Consider the following 15,752-nt stretch of genomic DNA (forward strand, 5'->3'; position numbering starts at 1 on the left):
CTTCCAACAAAGCGGCTCGTCGATGCGGCTACGGAGTCTGCTGGACTGCGGGCGCGGCAATCGGGCAGATTGGCGAGCCGTTAGTCGGCGCCGGAAGCATGAGCGGAATGGCCGCACGACTTCCATCACCAGGGACTTGGCCAAAGGGTGCGAATTTCCATCGGGCTCATACCCACCGATTTCTTGAATGCGCGGGCAAGGTGGCCTGCCGTAGAGTATCCAAGCTGGGCGGCAATCTCGCAGACGGAAACGGCGATCGCAATCACGGCCACCGACACGGGACCGGGCATCCCGGAGCGCCTGTTCCCGACCAACTTCGATCCGTTCACGCGCGGTGAAGGGTGCGGGAACGCGGAATCCGGCGGAGCCCGCCCGGGGCCATTCAATCGCTCGCCGCATCGTCCGACTCCATAGCGGCGAAGTTTCCCTCGAAAACCGAATGCCGCAGGGAGAAATTGCGGCCATCCGGCTGCCGATTTCCGGCTCGTAGCGGGCGAATTCGCACGCCCCCGCGCGATGGCGCTCATTCGCTGCGGGCGCCACGGTGATTGACGTTCGTCGCCACGGCGGTCAATCGCGACAACCCGAGATCTCGTTGTTCGGGTTTCCGCCCGCTCCAGTCTTGGTCAGCCCGCCAAGTTGGACCTGCCTGCCAACGGCTTCGTCCTCGAGGCTATGTTCTTGGGCGCTAGCGGAGAAGCAGGTCTCTGGCACGGACGTTCCGCCGGATGAAGTCGACCAGAAGGCGGATGCGGAGCGGCACGACGCTGCCGCCGGCATAGACGATGTGCAGTGGAATGGCGGGCGGGGACCATTCCGGAAGCAGGCGCACCAACTCCCCGTTCGCGATGTGGCGGTCCATCACCCACTCAGGCATGAGAACCACCCCAGCTCCCGCGACCGCGAACTCGACAAGAGTGTCCCCCTGGTCGGCTGTCAGGTTGCCGGACACCGGGATGTCCCGAACGGTTCTCCCTCGGGTAAAGCGCCAAGTCTGGGAAGCCTTCATCCGGCCGAAAGTCAGGCAGTTATGGGAGGCGAGATCCTCCGGCTCCGAGATTCCCGGGGCTCCCTCGAGGTAACCGGGAGCGGCGACGAGGGTCAGGGGGTTGGAGGACAGGCGCGAGGCGATCAGGGTGGAGTCTTGCAGATGGCTCGCCCGGATGGCCACGTCGATGGCCTCACCGACAATGTCGAGATGCTGTTCGGTCAGGAAGGAGACGACCTCGATCCGGGGATATTCCCGCAGGAACTCGACGAGAAGCGGCGCGATGACGATCCGCGACAACACGGGCGACATCGAAAGGCGAATGTTGCCAGCGGGCGTTCCGGCATCCGCCTGGAGCTGGGCTTCACCGGCATCGAGATCCCGCAGAACGCGCTGGCAATTCTCCAGGTAGGTCTCGCCGAGCGTTGTCAGCGTGACCTGTCGGGCATTCCGGCGCAGAAGCTGAACGCCCAGGTGCGTTTCGAGCGCGGCAATCCGCTTGCTGATCGTTCCCTGCGCGAGCCCTTCCAGCTTGGCGGCCTCCTGGAAGCTGCCAGTCTGGGCAACCCGTGCGAAGGAGCGCATTGCAAGCAGCTGGTCCATATTCATTATTCCATATTGGAATTTTTATTATTCCCCCAGGAATATTGGCCCATCGCGAAGTCTGTGCAAGGGTCATCACGACCGAACAGCGGTCTACACCCGACACAGACCTCCGAAACAATGCCTTGCGGCTCGAGTAGCCCGAGGTGCCGGGACGGCATTGCCGCCCCCGTTGCGAGAGGCATTGCCCGAGAAAGGGACCGCATGACGATGCTGTCAGACAAGCTTTCCGACCTGTCCGTCCGCGTCGGTGATGTCGAAGCGAGGGCCGAAGCGTTCCGGTCCGAGAGCCAGGCCGGTCGCACCCGGAAACTCGACGAGTTGAAGGCCGTCGCAGAGGCACATCGTGCGAGCCTTCTGGTCTCGGATCCGGCCGGCGAGGATGACATCGAGGCGGCTTGGGCGAAGTTCGGCAGGTCGATACTTGGGCGCATCGACTCCGTCCAGCTTCTGGTCGAGCCGAGGAAAGACGCCAAAGATCCAAAGGACGCCGCCCTTCGTGCGGAGCGGTTGGAACGCAATGCCGGAATGGCCGTGGATCACGCGCTCGCCGCGGCGGTCGATGCGGAGCTCGCGGTTGCCGAGGCCGTGGATGCGCGTCTGCGAGCGGTTGACCTGGCTGAAGATGAAACCTGAAGCCGTCGGGGAGGCGATCATGCACCATATAGCAAGGGCACGCCACGCACTCGGGCGGTTACCTGGAAAGCAGAAGCTGCAAACGCATCTCGCGCAGGCGCACGCGGTCCTTGGCGGAGAGTTCCGAAAAGATATCGCGCTCGCTGACGGCATAGGCCACGAACAGGCGCGTCCGGTTCTCGAGATCGTCGCCTGTGAAGCCAAGTTCGGCGAACAACCCGCGGATCAGGTCGATGCGGTAGTTCATCTCGGCACGCCATATACGACGGACCCGGGCATCCTGTCGCGCCCACTGGCGAATTGCGAAGTCGTAGCGGCTGAGGTCGTCACGGTCGACGATCTCGGCAATCAGGGCGAGCCGGGCAGCCGGAGACATGCCGGCAATCGCCGACTTTCGCAGTGCCGGAAGCTCGTCGAGCGCGCGCCAGTGGTCCAGCAGCGCATTGTGCAGATCGGCCCGGTCCCGAAAATGGTAATAGAAGCCGCTCTTGGCGACGCCGAGTTCGGCCGAAAGCCGCTCGACGCGCACGGCCTCGATCCCGCCAATCCTGAGAAGCTTCAGAGCGGCATCCAGCCAATCCTGTTTGCTGACCCTTGGCCGGGCGCCATCGGGCACGAGTTTCATCTGCGTCATGGATCGTTTGATAGAGAACTCGCGACAAGAGAACAACTATACGCAATCGTACATATAGATAGACGGATGCGTACACTTTGGGCCAGAATTGGCCAAGGCGGAGGGGAGGAAGATCATGAAGGCACATGTCGGGCTGAGCGCGGCCATTCTGGCCTGCACCGGTAACCTCGTCGCGGCCCGGGGCATCCAGCATGACACCGAGCACTATGTCCTGCTGTCGCATTATGGGGAGGCTTGGGTGACTCAGGTAGAGGGCGAGAAGGGCGGCACGCTCACTGAATGGGGCATAGAGCCCGGCGAGCGCCCCGACATGGAAATGTACATGGAGGTGAACCAGCGCTTCCAGGAGCAGGCGCTGGACTCGCTGCGGGCGATGGCCACGCAGGACAAGCCGTTTTTCCTCAACTACTGGCCGCAGATCCCGGCGGCAATTCTTGCGGCCATTCCTGACAACAGATGTCTCAATGCCAATTGCGGCCGCTGGGCCAATGGCATGACGCTTCTCGACGAGACCGACGCGCTCGGCATTGCCGACAACACCATCGTGATGGTGATGGGCGACAATGGACCGATGAAGCAGGAGATTTCGGACTCGGGCTATTCTGAGTGGCTGTTTCGCGGCACCAAGGGGTCCGCGCTCGAAGGCGGCCACAGGGTCGGAGCCTTCCTGCGCTGGCCGGGCGTGATCGAGGCCGGCTCCATTGCCGGCGACATGGTCTTTGTCGGCGACCTCTACACGACCTTCGCTCGCATCGCCGGAAACATGGTGGGCATCCCCACGGACCGCGTGGTGGATGGCGTGGACCAGACCGCGCTTCTGGTGAATGGCGATACCCACGGCCGACGCGACTACATCCACCTCTACGAGGTCGACAAGCTCGCCGCCACGGTCAAGCAGAACATGAAGATCCGCTGGCCCGGCCCCGGCGTGAACCCCTCGCTTGCCAAGGTCTACAACCTTTACTGGGATCCGCGCGAAGAGCATCCGCTCAAGCGGGAGGGCGTCTGGACCGGCACTCCCTTCTCCCGGATGCTCACCCAGCATTTGCGGCTGAAGGACAAGTTCCCGGACCGCAAGCCCGCAACCGGCATGCCTTACGAGGATGTCGAGAATATTCGCCCGGAAACCGTCGAGATGCTGAAGCTCTGGCAACAGACCTACGGCGATGCGCGCGACGTGATCCTTGGCGTCGAGTCCGCCGGAAACCGAGCGGTGCCACGTGAAGGGGCCGTTTGACGCCCCCACGCTGTGACGGATTGCACCGCCGACCATCAATTCAACTGGGGAGGAAACCATGAAACATCGGACTGGAACAGGACTGGCCGCAGCGACGGCGGCAATGCTCGCGACACAGGCTTTTGCCATCGAACCGGACGGGCCTCACATGGCTCACGCCGAGCGCAACGCCGAGGCCTGGGCGGCCGAGGACGCCGAGATCGACGCGCGGCTTGCCGAGCTCGAGGGCCGCTTCGGCAAGAAGCCGAACATCATCTACATCCTGACCGACGATATCGGCTGGGGCGAGCTTGGCTGGCAGGGCGGCGGCAAGCATCGCGGCACCCCGTCCGAGGCGCTGGACGCGATGGCGTTCGAAGGCATGCGGTTCTGGTCGTCCTATGCCGAGCCCTCCTGCACGCCCACACGGATCGCCATCAACACCGGCCGCCACCCTGTGCGCACCGGGCTCCTGACCGTGCTCTGGCCCGGGCAGGTCGACGGCCTGTCGCCGGAGGAGGTAACGACCGCCGAGATCCTTTCGGAGGTCGGCTACAACACCGCGATGTGGGGCAAGTGGCACCTCGGCGACCTTGAGGAGCACGCGCCCGAGAACCAGGGCTATGATTACGCCTACTACGGCCTCTTCAACGGCGCGCCGGATTACTGGCAGGCGTCCTTCGAGGACAAGAGCGGCACCTTCCCCTTCGCCGATTTCCCCGGCAACGAGGCCTATCTCGAGGGGACCGGGATCGACCTGTCCATCGGCGGTTATGTCGGACGCAAGGGAGAGGGCCGGACACCGATCGACGGCGTGGCCGGGGTGCTCTCGCCCGAGCGGCAGGAAGCCTTTGAGAACGAGTCGATCGACCAGATCACCCAATACGTGAAGGATCACGCAGAGGACGAGAACCCGTTCTACATCTATTGGGCCTCCTACGCGCAGCAGATCGCCGCGAGCCAGGAATTCCTCGACGCGCCGGGCGTGGACAAGAACAACCGGCAGGCCTCCTTCATGGCGCTGCACAACAAGCATGTCGGACAGCTCCTCGACACGCTGAAGCAGGAGGGCATCGCAGAGAACACGCTGGTCGTCTGGATCAGCGACAATGGCCCGATGTACGCTTTCTGGCCGACCGCCGGCTATACGCTTCTGCAAGGCGCCAAGGGCGATGTGCTCGAAGGCGGCGTGCGCGTGCCGGCGATGGCCTGGTGGCCCGGGATGATCGCGCCCGGACAGGACCCGACCGACATCCTGCACGTGACCGACCTTTTCACCACTGCCGCCCGTCTCGGAGGCGCGTTGGACCTTATCCCCAGCGACCGGATCACCGACGGCGTCGACCAGACCGCGCTGTTCCTCAATGGCGAGGGCCACGGACGGCGCAACTTCATGGCCCATTACAGCGGCGATGTGCTGGGCGCCTTCCGCTATGACGACTTCAAGATCCACCTGACCGAAGGCCACGGCGGCCTTCCGGGCATGGACTTCTACAACGTCAAGCGTGACCCGGGTGAACGCTATGGCGCGCTCTACCCCGGCCTCTGGGTGGTTCAACCCATGCAGCAGCTCCTCGGACAACACTACGGCCGCGTCCAGCAGTTCCCGCACCGGGCCCCGATGACCCCCGAAGAGGCGCGCCTGAAGGCGCAGGGGCATTGACCAAAGGGAGGTGAACGATGAACCACAAACTTGCATCTGCAGCCTGCGCGATCGCCGTGATCGCGTGGGCGGACGCCGCAATCGCAGAGCCCTTCGCGCTGACCGGTCATGACGACGGCCAGTGGCGCTACGTCTTCACGCCCTATGCCTTCATCCCCGCCGGAACGACGGGCACCTCGACCATAGACGGCACTTCGGTGGATCTCGACCTGAGCCTCGATGAAGCGCTCGACGCGCTCAACCTGGCCTTCTCGGGGCGGTTCGAGGCCTGGCGCGGCGATTGGGGCCTGCTGTTCGATGGAAATTACGTCAGCCTCGGGGGCGACGAATCCATCGGGCTTCCGGGACCGGGCGGCGGCTCGCTCGATGTCGAGGTCGATATCGAACAGTACTGGCTGACCTTCATGGCGGCCTATCGCGCCGTTGACACCACCTATGGAGATGCCGGGCGCCGCTTCGCCTTGGATCTGCAGGGCGGCCTTCGCTACAACTCGCTGAAGCAGGAGGTCGATATTGACACACCAGGTCCGGCAACCAAGCTCGGCGGCACAGAGACCTGGTGGGAGCCGGTGATCGGTGCCCGTGGAGTCTGGGAGTTAAACGACAACTGGGCTGCGGCCATTGTTGCCGATTTCGGTGGTTTCGGTGTTGGCGGTGACGACCTGCAGGTCATCGCAACAGCCGGCTTCGACTGGCGACCGGAGCGCTGGACAAACACCTCGATCAAGTTCGGCTACCGCTACTACAGCCTCGACTTCGAAACCGATGACGGCGACTTCGCCTATGACGTCAGCCAGCACGGCCCCTATCTCGGCGTGACTTTCCGCTGGCAATAGAGCCGCTGAGAGCCGCCCGGGCATCCCGTGCCCGGGCGGCTGATGGATCGCGCCGTCGGGATTGCCTGTCCACGCCGGAGAAGCCGCATTGCAGCAAGGGCCGACCTTGTGGATGGCAGGCGTGAGCCGTTCGCGTAAGCCCCTCAGAGACGATGGATTGCGGACATCCGTCAGGTTCAACGCAAGATCCCGACATTCTGGACAACGGGTGATCTGTTCCGGGCTTGAGCCTTGGGCTTCTTCCCTGCCGCCGGTCGACACCGCCAGCCTGCCTCATGCTTGATCCTTAAAACGCCCTCAGCCCAACTCGATTGCGCCGGGCGCGTCCCGTTGCCAAAGCGCGTTGCAAGCGGCGCTGCGCGCGCAACTCGGGGCCTTGGAAAGCGCGGTGACGCTCGTCGGCGGTCAGCCCTCCAAGGCGATGCTCCAAGGTTACGTGGCCGGCCACGGCCTTCGCAGGTACATAAGCCGCTGCCGAGAGCGCTTCGTCCAACCCGCGCGCGAGCCGCCTCGCTAGGGGGCTCGAGGATCTTGGAGAAAGACCTGCTGACTGGGGAATCGAAGCGGCACCGACTCTGACGCCGAATTCCCGATGCTCCTGTTCGTTCGCTCCCTGCGCCCGGGACGCAAGACAAGGGAGGCCGGCCCCGAGCCGGCCTGCCGTGGAACCGGTGCGCGTTCACCATTGCAGCCGGCCCTTGTCCGCAGGGGCATTGGGCTGCCGGTCGTGGTCACGCGCCCGAGTCCGGTTGTCAATTCGCCTTCTCGATGTTGGGAAGGACCCAGGTTCTGTCAATGAAGGCGTCCTTCGGCGAATAGAATCTGAAGTACGGGAACCATGCCTTGCCAGGCAGCGTTTCGATCCAGTTCTCGGCCTTGTCGCCCTCCGGCTTGTCTGGGCCGATGTAGAGGTCGACCGATCCGTCATCGTTGACGAGCAGGTCCATCTTCGAAGACCGGTCCGCCAGTTTCTCGTTGTTGATCGTCAGGGCGCGTGTCGCCACGTCATAGACTGTCATCGACCAGAACGCCTCGGCCGGCGCGTCGGGAGGCACATTGAGCGTGTAGTTGGTCCCGCCGTCCAGCCAGTCGCCATCGCCATCGCGATAGGTCGCCATGTAGATCTGCCCCTCACCGCCGTAGCGCTGCGCGTGCATCCTCGGGTCATTGGTAACCGCTTCGTAGAACCATGCCGCGCGGGCATCCAGATCGTCGTGGTGCTCGCGTCTCTGGCTGGGATGGCTCACCGTGGCAAACTCCCACATCGAATCCTCGACATAGAACGCGTCTTCGAGACGTTCCTTGTTAAAATCATTGGCCTTGGCCATGGCTTCGCCAACCAATGCCGCTTCCTCGAGGATCTTGCGCTGGCGCTCGCCGGGCTCGAAGGGCTTGCCCTTCTCGATGCCCAGCGGCTTCAGCATTGCCAGGAAGAACCTGTCACGCTCCTGGACGGGTTCCTTGTTGATCACATCGGCCAGTCGCTCCCAATAGGCCATGCCGCGCGGCTGCCATGCGGAATACGCCTTTCCGTCGGCCGGAACATAGCCCCTGGGCTTCGGGTCTTTCCGCTCCGAGAAGGGGTAGATCTTCAGGTTGTCCAGAATGGCCTGGCGTGTTTCGTCATCGTCGGCCATCAGGCGAATGCCGGGGAGCACGTTGTTGGTGTTGAACTTGACGACCTGAAAACCCCAGTAGGCCGCCTCCAGTACATCATCCTGGTCCGGATCCGCGTCCGGACCTACGAGGATGTACTTCCGGCCGCCCTCGACCTTCGCGACCCCGACCTGCCAGAAGTCGTTGAACGCGCCGCGGAGTTCCGCACTCGGCACTTCGACAATCCATGGCTCTTCGGTCAGATCGATGAATGGAAGCACGTAGGGCGTTGTCGCGTTGTAGGTCAGTCCGCCGATCTTGTCTTCGTAGCTCAGGGCGTAAAGAGCCTGGCCGTTCTCGACCCCCAGCTCGTTCTCATGGGACCACCGCCACTGTTCCATGGAGACGATCGGCAGTGCCCACAGATAGACCTGGCAAGCGCGTTGGAAATCGATCTCGTCGAACAGTTTCTCCTGCGCTTCGGTCGTCGGGTAACCGTTCGCGAAATCATGGGTGAACTCGAGCGGACCGATGCGGGTATCGACGGTCTCCGCAGAAAGGGAGGTTGCTGCCAGCAGGGCAAGCGCCGAAGCGGTTACTGTAAGATGCTTCAACATTTGGGTTCTCCTTACTCACTTGGGAATGAAGGAAACCGCGGCGCCCTCTGGGCGCCGCGGCGCAGGGCATTACTCCACCTTGACGACGTCGTCGGGTCTCCACGTCTGGTCGTAGAACTCGATGTCCGAACCGTAGAGGCGCAGCACCGCCATGAAGTCGCGCCCGTCGACGACCTGGATCCAGTTCGTTTCGGGAACGTCGGCGGGAAGCTCCGGCGCGAACCAGATGTCGATCGAGCCGTCTTCATTCTCTGCCACGGTGTTGAAGCCGTTGATCGAGGGCATCAGCTGCGGCGTCTCGGGCATCGACCCGTCGGTGACGTTGTAGGCGGTCACCGCCCAGAAGAGCGCGGCCGGCGGGTTCGGCGGCAGGTGCAGCTTGTAGGTGTTGGCGCCGTTGAGGAAGTTGCCATCGGCGTCGCGGGACGTCACTGGATATTTCGATCCGGCGCCAATGGTGCGCATGACCATCGCCGGGGCCGACGAATAGGCATACTGGAAGAAGCCCGCCCGCTGGTCTGTGTCTAGATAGCCGTCCTGCATGAATTCCGCCGTTCCACCGGCCCAGGCGCGTTCGTACTGGCGATCTTCGTAGTAGAGATGCCGATTGTCCTTCCGGCCCAACTGGCGGCTGGCGAGGATCATCTTGGGCGCCGTCTCGACCGCCTTTTGCAGCAGTTCCCGCTCCTTCTCGCTCGGCTCGAAGGGCAGGCCCCTGACGATGCCGATCGAAGCCAGCACGCCGCGCAGTTCGGGCGTGATCGCGGCAGTCGGCTCATAGTCCACGAAGTCCTTCAGCTTGGTCCAGAAGGTGTTGTCCACCGGGTACATCATGTCGACCCGCTGCCCGGAGGCATTGGGGAACTCCATCGGCTCGACGTCTTTCTCCTGCTCCCACAACGGATAGATCCGGGTCCGCTCGGCCGCTGCCACGGCCGGGGCCGGGTCGGGACCGTCGTCGCCCTGCTCCATCACCGTGCGGAAGAACAGGAACACGTTGTAAGTTGAAGATTCGAAGGTGAAATAGCCGCTCTGCACGTGGCCGTCATATCCGGGGGGCAACAGCAGATAGAGTCCGCCACGCGCCCGGTCGGGCCCGATGGCGCCGACGTCGGTGATCGTGCGCTGGAAGAAATCGGTGAACATGCCGATCACGTTCGCCGGGGCGGCGATGACCAGCGGTCCGGTTTCCTTCAGGTCGAGGTAGGACATCGAATAGATCACGTCGGCGTTGGGCGTCGGCACCCAGGTGCGGCTGTCCATCCGGTCCTTCCAGATCGGAAGGATGTTGTAACCTTCACCGAAAGCGGCTTCGGACCCGTCGCGCATGCCGATCGTGTTCAGCGCCGGCAGCATGGTGTGGTAGGCGTAGATCGCCCGCTGATAGAACTGTTCGTGACGCAGCTCCTCGGCCTCGGCCGGATCGAGCCAATTGCCTCCGTTGATCTGTTCCATCAGCGGCGGGATCGCGATGTCCTCGGCGAATGCTCCCGAGGCGACCGTTGACGCGGCGACAAAGGCGACGGTCGAAAGAAAACGGGATGTTGGGGATTTCATGTCTGCATCCTCCGCTTGCTGCTTTTCGCTCGCATCAATCGATGGCTGGGCCGGACGCAAATGAACTGTTGCGTCCATTTTCCATCATCAGCTAGCGTAACTTGATGGCGATCAGGCCAGATATCATTTTGCGTCAAGCAGCCCCGCGATGACCCGGAACGCACTCATTCCGATGACGGGCGCATCCGCGATCGGGCCGATCCCCGGACTTCTGACAGAACGCGCCGGGGACAGGGCCGTCGAACGGGCCTTTCGTACTGCCGAATTGCCGCTTCTCGCGATCGAGGCTCCCAGGGAGCCGATTCCCCTGCGCGGGTTGACGACGCTTTGGGAGGCGGCCGCCCGCGCAACCGGGGACCGGACCTTCGGGTTTGACGGCGGCCGGCGGATGACGGCAAAGACATATGGTCTCTGGCTGCAGTATTGCGCGGGCGCCCCCACCTTCGGCGAAGTGCTTGCGCGCATTCCCAGGGCCATTCACTTCCACCAGACCGGGACGCACTTCACGTTCGAGCGCGAAGGCGGGGTCGGGGTCTTGCGCTACTTCCCGGCCTGGATCGGCAGATATCCGCAGCACTCCAACCATATCGTGGGATCGCTTCTTCGGCTTGCAGCCGCGTTTCTCGGGGAGGACTGGCGCCCAGCCTGGATCGAACTCGACTACCCGCGCGATGCCGGCTGGCGGCAGCTTGAGTACGCCATGGAAGCACCGATCCGGTTTGGCGCCGGCGTGACGGGGGTGGCCGTGGCTGAAGAAGATCTCCGGCAGCGACCAACTGGCACCCGCGCCCCTGCCCTGACCTTTCATGACGTCGCAGCCGAGGCATCCGTTGCAAGGACGCCGGAGCCATTGCGTTCGGCACTGAATGTTGCCGCGTTCCGGCTCCTGGATGGCGAAACAGATATCGACGGTGCCGCTGCGTTGTGCGGGATCGGCGTCCAGTCCCTGCAGCGCCGCCTGAGGCGAAAGGGCCTGACCTATCGCGGAGTGTTGAAAAGAGTGAGGGAGCGCCGCGCAAGGGCGTTGCTGCGGGAGACCGACCTATCCGTTGGCGATGTCGCTTACAGCCTTGGCTACGAGGACCCTCCGAACTTCACGCGCGCATTCTGCCGTTGGACAGGTCAAACGCCGACGGAATACAGAAAAAGTCTCGTGTTGAACGCGGGGGCACCAGCGCAATGACGGCAAGCCCTCCCGATCCCCCCTGTCCGCGCAGCGTCGAATGCTTCGGTGCCGAGAGCGCTGCAACATCTTCGAGTGGCTGCTTTGGAGAGTGGTTCGCACCCCTTGGGGTGAAACCAGGGACGGCTATTGGCCGGTTTGATCTGAAACGTGTCATGGCGGCCGGGTTCTCCTATGTAGGGTGGACCGCATTGTCTTTGGGCGGGGCGACGGGCAACCCTGCTGGCATCGCGGAGGCTTGCATGACGGTCACGGAAATGGAGACCTGTGGGCCCCTGCTGTCCGAAGAGGTCAATATGCAGGGGATAAATCCCGCGACCTGGGGGGCCAGCTGTGCGGATACGCGCGTGACGCATGTTGCAGCCATTGATCCGGGGTTCGTCTGGGGTTTGGCATCCATGGACGTCACCAACCTTGTGCCATCAACCCTTGTGATCGGCCTTGGCGGCGATGGCGACAGGATGCTCGCAACCGACCGTGATCGCAGCGGGCTTTCCAGCCACTTGGGCAATCGGAGGCTCGGGCGGTTTGACCCCGCTTGTTATTTCAACGCCATGCCGATCTGCACCCCTTCCGGCGAAGCCATCTTGGCTGAGGAAAAGGATGATCCTGTGTCCACGGACCCGGCAGGTTCCGATCGCGCTGCGATACATGCAGGGATCATTGCCTTGATCACCAAAGAACTCGGTCTTTGAAGAAGAGCGGCTCGCCCTGATTGGGTGGCGGGCGGTCAAATCCCCCGCGCCAAGGCCCATTCGCCAAGAACGGTCGGTCCTGCCCCTCCTCCCGCTCGCCGGAACGCCCAACGGATCCCCCGGACAGGTCCATGAGGCGAAATCATCGAGGTCTTGAAACGTTTGCTGTCAGTTGGGGCGCCCAAGCTTTCGGCACGGCCTGGCGAACTGGCGAATTGGGCTCTTCCCCGCCGATTGCAGCTCTGCCCCCAGATGGCCGCTTCCGCCACGAGAGGATGAAGCCGCACAGGCAAACCGTTCAGAATCCACGTATTTCGGCTTGACACCGATCAAACGGTGAATGCTCGAGGCGCGATAGACTTGCCTCATGACCCGAACACGATCTCGAGGCGAACGGGGCGTCGCGCATATCACTCCAATGCGCATCGCTTGCCGGCGTCCACAGGACGAACTGAAGGGAGGCACAGGATGATACATGATTTCGATCCGGCAATCGCCGTTACTCCAGTCGGTGCAATCTATTGGTACGGCGCTGTTTACTCGATCGGGTTCCTCGGGATCTTCCTCTGGTTCTGGATCCGGCGCGGTGCGCGCGGCCTGACGAATGCCGACGTGTTCTCGTTCACGATCCTCTTTTCAATCGGCGTCATGGTTGGTGGACGCGTCTTCGACATCCTCGTCTATGAACTCGACTATTACCGGGAACAGCCGCTGGCCGCGCTGAACTGGTGGGAGGGCGGCATGGCCTCTCATGGCGTGCTGCTTGGCGGATTGATCGCAACGGCCATCTTTGCGCGGATGCGGGGCCTTTCGCTGATCGCGATGCTGGACGAGGTCGCGGTTCCCGCCGTGTTTCTTCTCGCCGTCGGTCGCCTCGGAAACTTCATCGAAGGCGGCGTGATCGGGTCGACGACCAGCATGCCCTGGGGCTTCGTCTATCCGGATCTCGAAGGGGCCCGCCATCCCGTCGCCCTCTACGAAAGCGCGAAGAACTTCCTGATCCTGCCCATTCTGGTTCTTGCGATCTGGAAATGGCCGCCCGGTCGTGGGGTGGTCGCCAGCCTGTTCATATTCCTCTACGCGGGACTGCGTTTTCTCGTGGACCTGTTCCGCGACTACGAGGCGGCTTGGCTCGGTATCGGGACCGGACAGGTGTTCAACCTGCTGATGGCCGTGGCCGGCCTGATCCTGTTGATCCGGACGTTGCGGTCTCCGAGGCAATCCGAGTCTCCCCCGCAGCCAGCGCCAAAGTCCCCAAGCTGGCTTCAGATCGTCGTGTTGATCGCACTGATCCTCTACCCGCTGGGCATTCCCACCAGCTGGACCCGCGCAAACATCACCGAGAAACGACAGGGGAGCCTGGAAGAGGCGCGGATCGAGCCGCGCCTGGGGACGCTCTATCGGGGCTGAGCGGCGCCCCCTGGCACGGATCGGAAGATCATCCAGAACGCCACGAACTGGACCATGTGGTAGGTTGCGAGCGTGGTTGCCCAGCTGGGATGGAGAGAGACCTCGAAAGCGACGATCAGGCCCGCCAGTGCAGCAAGGCAGAACCCCGCTGCGCCGTATAGAGCCCGTCGGGACCCCGTCCGCCTGAAACGCGATGCGTTCCCCGCGATCATGGAGATGACCGGCGGCAACAACCCCACGGTCGCCACGGCGAAGCTGTCGGTCACGAAAGCCGAAACGGAGATCTGCAGAACGAGGTGCGCCGGGGCAATCATCCGGACGAGGCGTGCCCATGTCTCCGAACAGAACAGCGCCGCCGAGATGAACCAGAGCACGGCCGCCGCGACGGCGAGCGCTACCATGACGCAAAACCAAATCCATTGCCCCAACCCTGTTTCGGCGTCGGAGAAGACGCCATGCCAGAGGCCTCCGAACAGGGAGGCCAAGGCGAGAGCCGCGAAAAGCAATGCGTAAAGACGGCGGACCATCGACGCCGCGTCGGCCCTGCGTAAAAGGAGGAGAGAGAACGCCATGCATTGCGCGGCAAGGACCAGGTCCGTGAGGGTCACATCCGGTTCAAGCATGATCGCGAGCCTGGCGCTGATCTTTCGTTTTCGCTGATGGTCTCTGCGCCCTCGTAGCCTGATTTCGGCGATGCCGCCCTGTTCTGGATCATTGCGTGAGCGGTTTCGGGTTGTGACACTTCCCACGACCTCCGGTCATTGAACGCCATCGGATCGGGAGAACTCGGGAATGGCCAGATCAACGGACCGCATACCACCGCGACTTTCGATCGTTACCGGGGCCTCGAGCGGGTTGGGCCGCATGATTGCGGAGCGTCTTGCAGAAGCAGGCAGCGACCTCATCCTCCTGGCACGGGATCAGGCCCGCCTTGACGCTTGCGGCAAGCATCTCACCAAGAGCTACGGAGTGCAGGCGGACGCCCTTGCACTCGATCTGTCGCTTCCGGAGTCGGCATCGGCTGTGTTCGAGCACCTGCGGCGGCACGGCACCATTGCGGACACGCTCATCAACAACGCCGGGTTCAACGTCTATGGCCGCTTCGAAGAGTCCGACCTGGAGGCAGAAATCGAGATGGTCCGGCTCCACACAATTTCGGTGATGCAGCTCACGAAGGGATTTCTCCACGCGCGGGACCGGAGCCGGCGCAACCGGATTGTCAACGTGTCCTCCATAGCGGCCCTCGTACCGGGGCCGTTCGTGTCGGTCCACTTCGCGACGCGCGCGCATCTTCTCAGCTTCTCTCTCGCGCTTTTCGAGGAATTCCGCGGGACAGACGTCGACGTCACCTGCCTGTGTCCCGGCCCCATGCAGACGGACTTTTTCCGGCGCGCCGGGATGACCGATGTCCGGCTGGCAAGTGGGTGGCCGATGCGGACCATGTCACCCTCCGAGGTCGCGACCTATGGCTACGAGGCCATGATGCGGGGTAAACGGATGGTCATACCGGGGCTCCGAAACAAGCTGTTCGCTTTCGCGGCCGACGTGGCTCCCCGCCCAATCAAGGCTCGCTTTACCGAATGGATCATGGACAGGACCTAGGCTGATCCGACGCTCGGACCTGCATTTCGCCCAATTTGTGATGAGCGAGCAAATCGAAGCCGTGATACAGCCGGTCACGCAGGTCAGGTCCGGCCGTCTACCATGACGCCTCGCCCCCCTGCCCCGGCGCCGCGCATTCGGGATCGGTTGCCGAAAGCTGTCCATCTACCGGGCCTGCAACCTTGGTGCCGCAAGCCACAGAAACCCGCAGGCGCCTGTCGACGCTTTTCGCAGATCCTCTCGGGGCGCGGGCCAAAGGGAACTACGAACTCCGGCTGGTTGCCGACGGACCGGTCGAATGACGGAGCGATGCTACGGCCTAGTCAAGAAACGGGTCAGGGTTGCGGTACTTGAACCGCTCCTCTCCGAACGTACGCTCGATCATGTGGGCATGCACATGCTCTCCGCCACACCTCTTCAGGACCTCACTGGCTCGGCTCTCTTCGATGTCGTCACTGACGGCTACCCAGAACAGGATCCCGCCCGAACGAAGATGAGACTCCAATTCGTCAGCAT

At 63.0% G+C, this 15,752-nt stretch carries 14 protein-coding genes; 8 read left to right on the forward strand and 6 right to left on the reverse strand.

Annotated features, from left to right (window positions below; all coding sequences use genetic code 11):
• Window positions 1-688 precede the first annotated feature (688 nt).
• A complete protein-coding gene (locus tag CHB86_RS08430) occupies window positions 689-1,591 on the reverse strand; it encodes a LysR family transcriptional regulator (protein WP_176442812.1) in 903 nt (300 codons plus the stop codon).
• A 204-nt stretch (window positions 1,592-1,795) separates the two neighbouring features.
• Between CHB86_RS08430 and CHB86_RS24150 the strand changes: the two genes are divergently transcribed.
• Window positions 1,796-2,227 carry a hypothetical protein gene (locus CHB86_RS24150; protein ID WP_141134850.1) on the forward strand — a complete coding sequence of 144 codons (432 nt, stop codon included), beginning with the start codon at window positions 1,796-1,798 and terminating at the stop codon, window positions 2,225-2,227.
• Between the two features lie 58 nt (window positions 2,228-2,285).
• On the opposite strand, the gene CHB86_RS08440 is transcribed toward CHB86_RS24150, so the two are convergent.
• Complete coding sequence (locus CHB86_RS08440) at window positions 2,286-2,861, reverse strand: TetR/AcrR family transcriptional regulator (RefSeq protein WP_089232542.1); 576 nt, start codon at window positions 2,859-2,861, stop codon at window positions 2,286-2,288.
• Between the two features lie 115 nt (window positions 2,862-2,976).
• Here CHB86_RS08440 and CHB86_RS08445 point away from each other — a divergent pair, with 115 nt between their 5' ends.
• From CHB86_RS08445 to CHB86_RS08455, 3 genes are read left to right on the forward strand one after another with little or no spacing between them, the layout of a single operon-like run.
• Complete coding sequence (locus CHB86_RS08445) at window positions 2,977-4,098, forward strand: sulfatase-like hydrolase/transferase (protein WP_089232543.1); 1,122 nt, start codon at window positions 2,977-2,979, stop codon at window positions 4,096-4,098.
• A gap of 58 nt (window positions 4,099-4,156) precedes the next feature.
• The gene (locus CHB86_RS08450; protein WP_089232544.1) at window positions 4,157-5,740 is read left to right on the forward strand and encodes a sulfatase-like hydrolase/transferase; all 1,584 of its coding nucleotides are present in this window, start codon (window positions 4,157-4,159) and stop codon (window positions 5,738-5,740) included.
• A gap of 17 nt (window positions 5,741-5,757) precedes the next feature.
• On the forward strand, window positions 5,758-6,576 hold the full coding sequence (locus CHB86_RS08455; protein WP_089232545.1) for a hypothetical protein: 819 nt from the start codon (window positions 5,758-5,760) through the stop codon (window positions 6,574-6,576).
• 752 nt (window positions 6,577-7,328) lie between these two features.
• Here CHB86_RS08455 and CHB86_RS08460 read toward each other — a convergent pair.
• The gene (locus tag CHB86_RS08460; RefSeq protein WP_089232546.1) at window positions 7,329-8,789 is read right to left on the reverse strand and encodes a DUF1214 domain-containing protein; all 1,461 of its coding nucleotides are present in this window, start codon (window positions 8,787-8,789) and stop codon (window positions 7,329-7,331) included.
• 69 nt (window positions 8,790-8,858) lie between these two features.
• The gene (locus CHB86_RS08465) at window positions 8,859-10,346 is read right to left on the reverse strand and encodes a DUF1254 domain-containing protein (RefSeq protein WP_089232547.1); all 1,488 of its coding nucleotides are present in this window, start codon (window positions 10,344-10,346) and stop codon (window positions 8,859-8,861) included.
• A gap of 148 nt (window positions 10,347-10,494) precedes the next feature.
• On the opposite strand from CHB86_RS08465, the gene CHB86_RS08470 reads away from it, so the two are divergent.
• The 3 genes from CHB86_RS08470 to lgt all read left to right on the forward strand — a co-directional run bounded on the left by CHB86_RS08470 (window position 10,495) and on the right by lgt (window position 13,634).
• Entirely contained in the window at window positions 10,495-11,529 is a 1,035-nt protein-coding gene (locus CHB86_RS08470; RefSeq protein WP_089232548.1) for an AraC family transcriptional regulator, read from the forward strand.
• Between the two features lie 242 nt (window positions 11,530-11,771).
• Window positions 11,772-12,224: a hypothetical protein gene (locus CHB86_RS08475; protein ID WP_141134851.1), complete on the forward strand. Its 453-nt coding sequence runs from the start codon at window positions 11,772-11,774 to the stop codon at window positions 12,222-12,224.
• A 468-nt stretch (window positions 12,225-12,692) separates the two neighbouring features.
• Window positions 12,693-13,634, forward strand: coding sequence for a prolipoprotein diacylglyceryl transferase (gene lgt / locus CHB86_RS08480; protein ID WP_089232550.1), 942 nt, complete (start codon window positions 12,693-12,695; stop codon window positions 13,632-13,634).
• Here the strand turns inward: lgt and CHB86_RS08485 are convergent.
• On the reverse strand, window positions 13,622-14,383 hold the full coding sequence (locus CHB86_RS08485; protein WP_141134852.1) for a DUF6962 family protein: 762 nt from the start codon (window positions 14,381-14,383) through the stop codon (window positions 13,622-13,624). The two genes, lgt and CHB86_RS08485, sit on opposite strands and share 13 nt — an antisense overlap.
• A gap of 43 nt (window positions 14,384-14,426) precedes the next feature.
• On the opposite strand from CHB86_RS08485, the gene CHB86_RS08490 reads away from it, so the two are divergent.
• Window positions 14,427-15,236, forward strand: coding sequence for an SDR family NAD(P)-dependent oxidoreductase (locus tag CHB86_RS08490; protein ID WP_089232552.1), 810 nt, complete (start codon window positions 14,427-14,429; stop codon window positions 15,234-15,236).
• A 319-nt stretch (window positions 15,237-15,555) separates the two neighbouring features.
• Here CHB86_RS08490 and CHB86_RS24880 read toward each other — a convergent pair.
• A partial coding sequence (locus CHB86_RS24880; RefSeq protein ID WP_425445413.1) for a hypothetical protein occupies window positions 15,556-15,752 on the reverse strand: 197 nt, incomplete at its 5' end.

This window comes from Tropicimonas sediminicola, assembly GCF_900188335.1.
GTDB classification, from domain to species: domain Bacteria; phylum Pseudomonadota; class Alphaproteobacteria; order Rhodobacterales; family Rhodobacteraceae; genus Tropicimonas; species Tropicimonas sediminicola.

Coding starts and splice junctions, on each gene's coding strand:
- CHB86_RS08455 (WP_089232545.1), top strand. CDS start 5,758: ATGAACCACAAACTTGCATCTGCAGCCTGCGCGATCGCCGTGATCGCG.
- CHB86_RS08465 (WP_089232547.1), bottom strand. CDS start 10,346: ATGAAATCCCCAACATCCCGTTTTCTTTCGACCGTCGCCTTTGTCGCC.
- CHB86_RS08430 (WP_176442812.1), bottom strand. CDS start 1,591: ATGGACCAGCTGCTTGCAATGCGCTCCTTCGCACGGGTTGCCCAGACT.
- CHB86_RS08470 (WP_089232548.1), top strand. CDS start 10,495: ATGACCCGGAACGCACTCATTCCGATGACGGGCGCATCCGCGATCGGG.
- CHB86_RS08445 (WP_089232543.1), top strand. CDS start 2,977: ATGAAGGCACATGTCGGGCTGAGCGCGGCCATTCTGGCCTGCACCGGT.
- CHB86_RS08440 (WP_089232542.1), bottom strand. CDS start 2,861: ATGACGCAGATGAAACTCGTGCCCGATGGCGCCCGGCCAAGGGTCAGC.
- lgt (WP_089232550.1), top strand. CDS start 12,693: ATGATACATGATTTCGATCCGGCAATCGCCGTTACTCCAGTCGGTGCA.
- CHB86_RS24150 (WP_141134850.1), top strand. CDS start 1,796: ATGACGATGCTGTCAGACAAGCTTTCCGACCTGTCCGTCCGCGTCGGT.
- CHB86_RS08460 (WP_089232546.1), bottom strand. CDS start 8,789: ATGTTGAAGCATCTTACAGTAACCGCTTCGGCGCTTGCCCTGCTGGCA.
- CHB86_RS08490 (WP_089232552.1), top strand. CDS start 14,427: ATGGCCAGATCAACGGACCGCATACCACCGCGACTTTCGATCGTTACC.
- CHB86_RS08450 (WP_089232544.1), top strand. CDS start 4,157: ATGAAACATCGGACTGGAACAGGACTGGCCGCAGCGACGGCGGCAATG.
- CHB86_RS08475 (WP_141134851.1), top strand. CDS start 11,772: ATGACGGTCACGGAAATGGAGACCTGTGGGCCCCTGCTGTCCGAAGAG.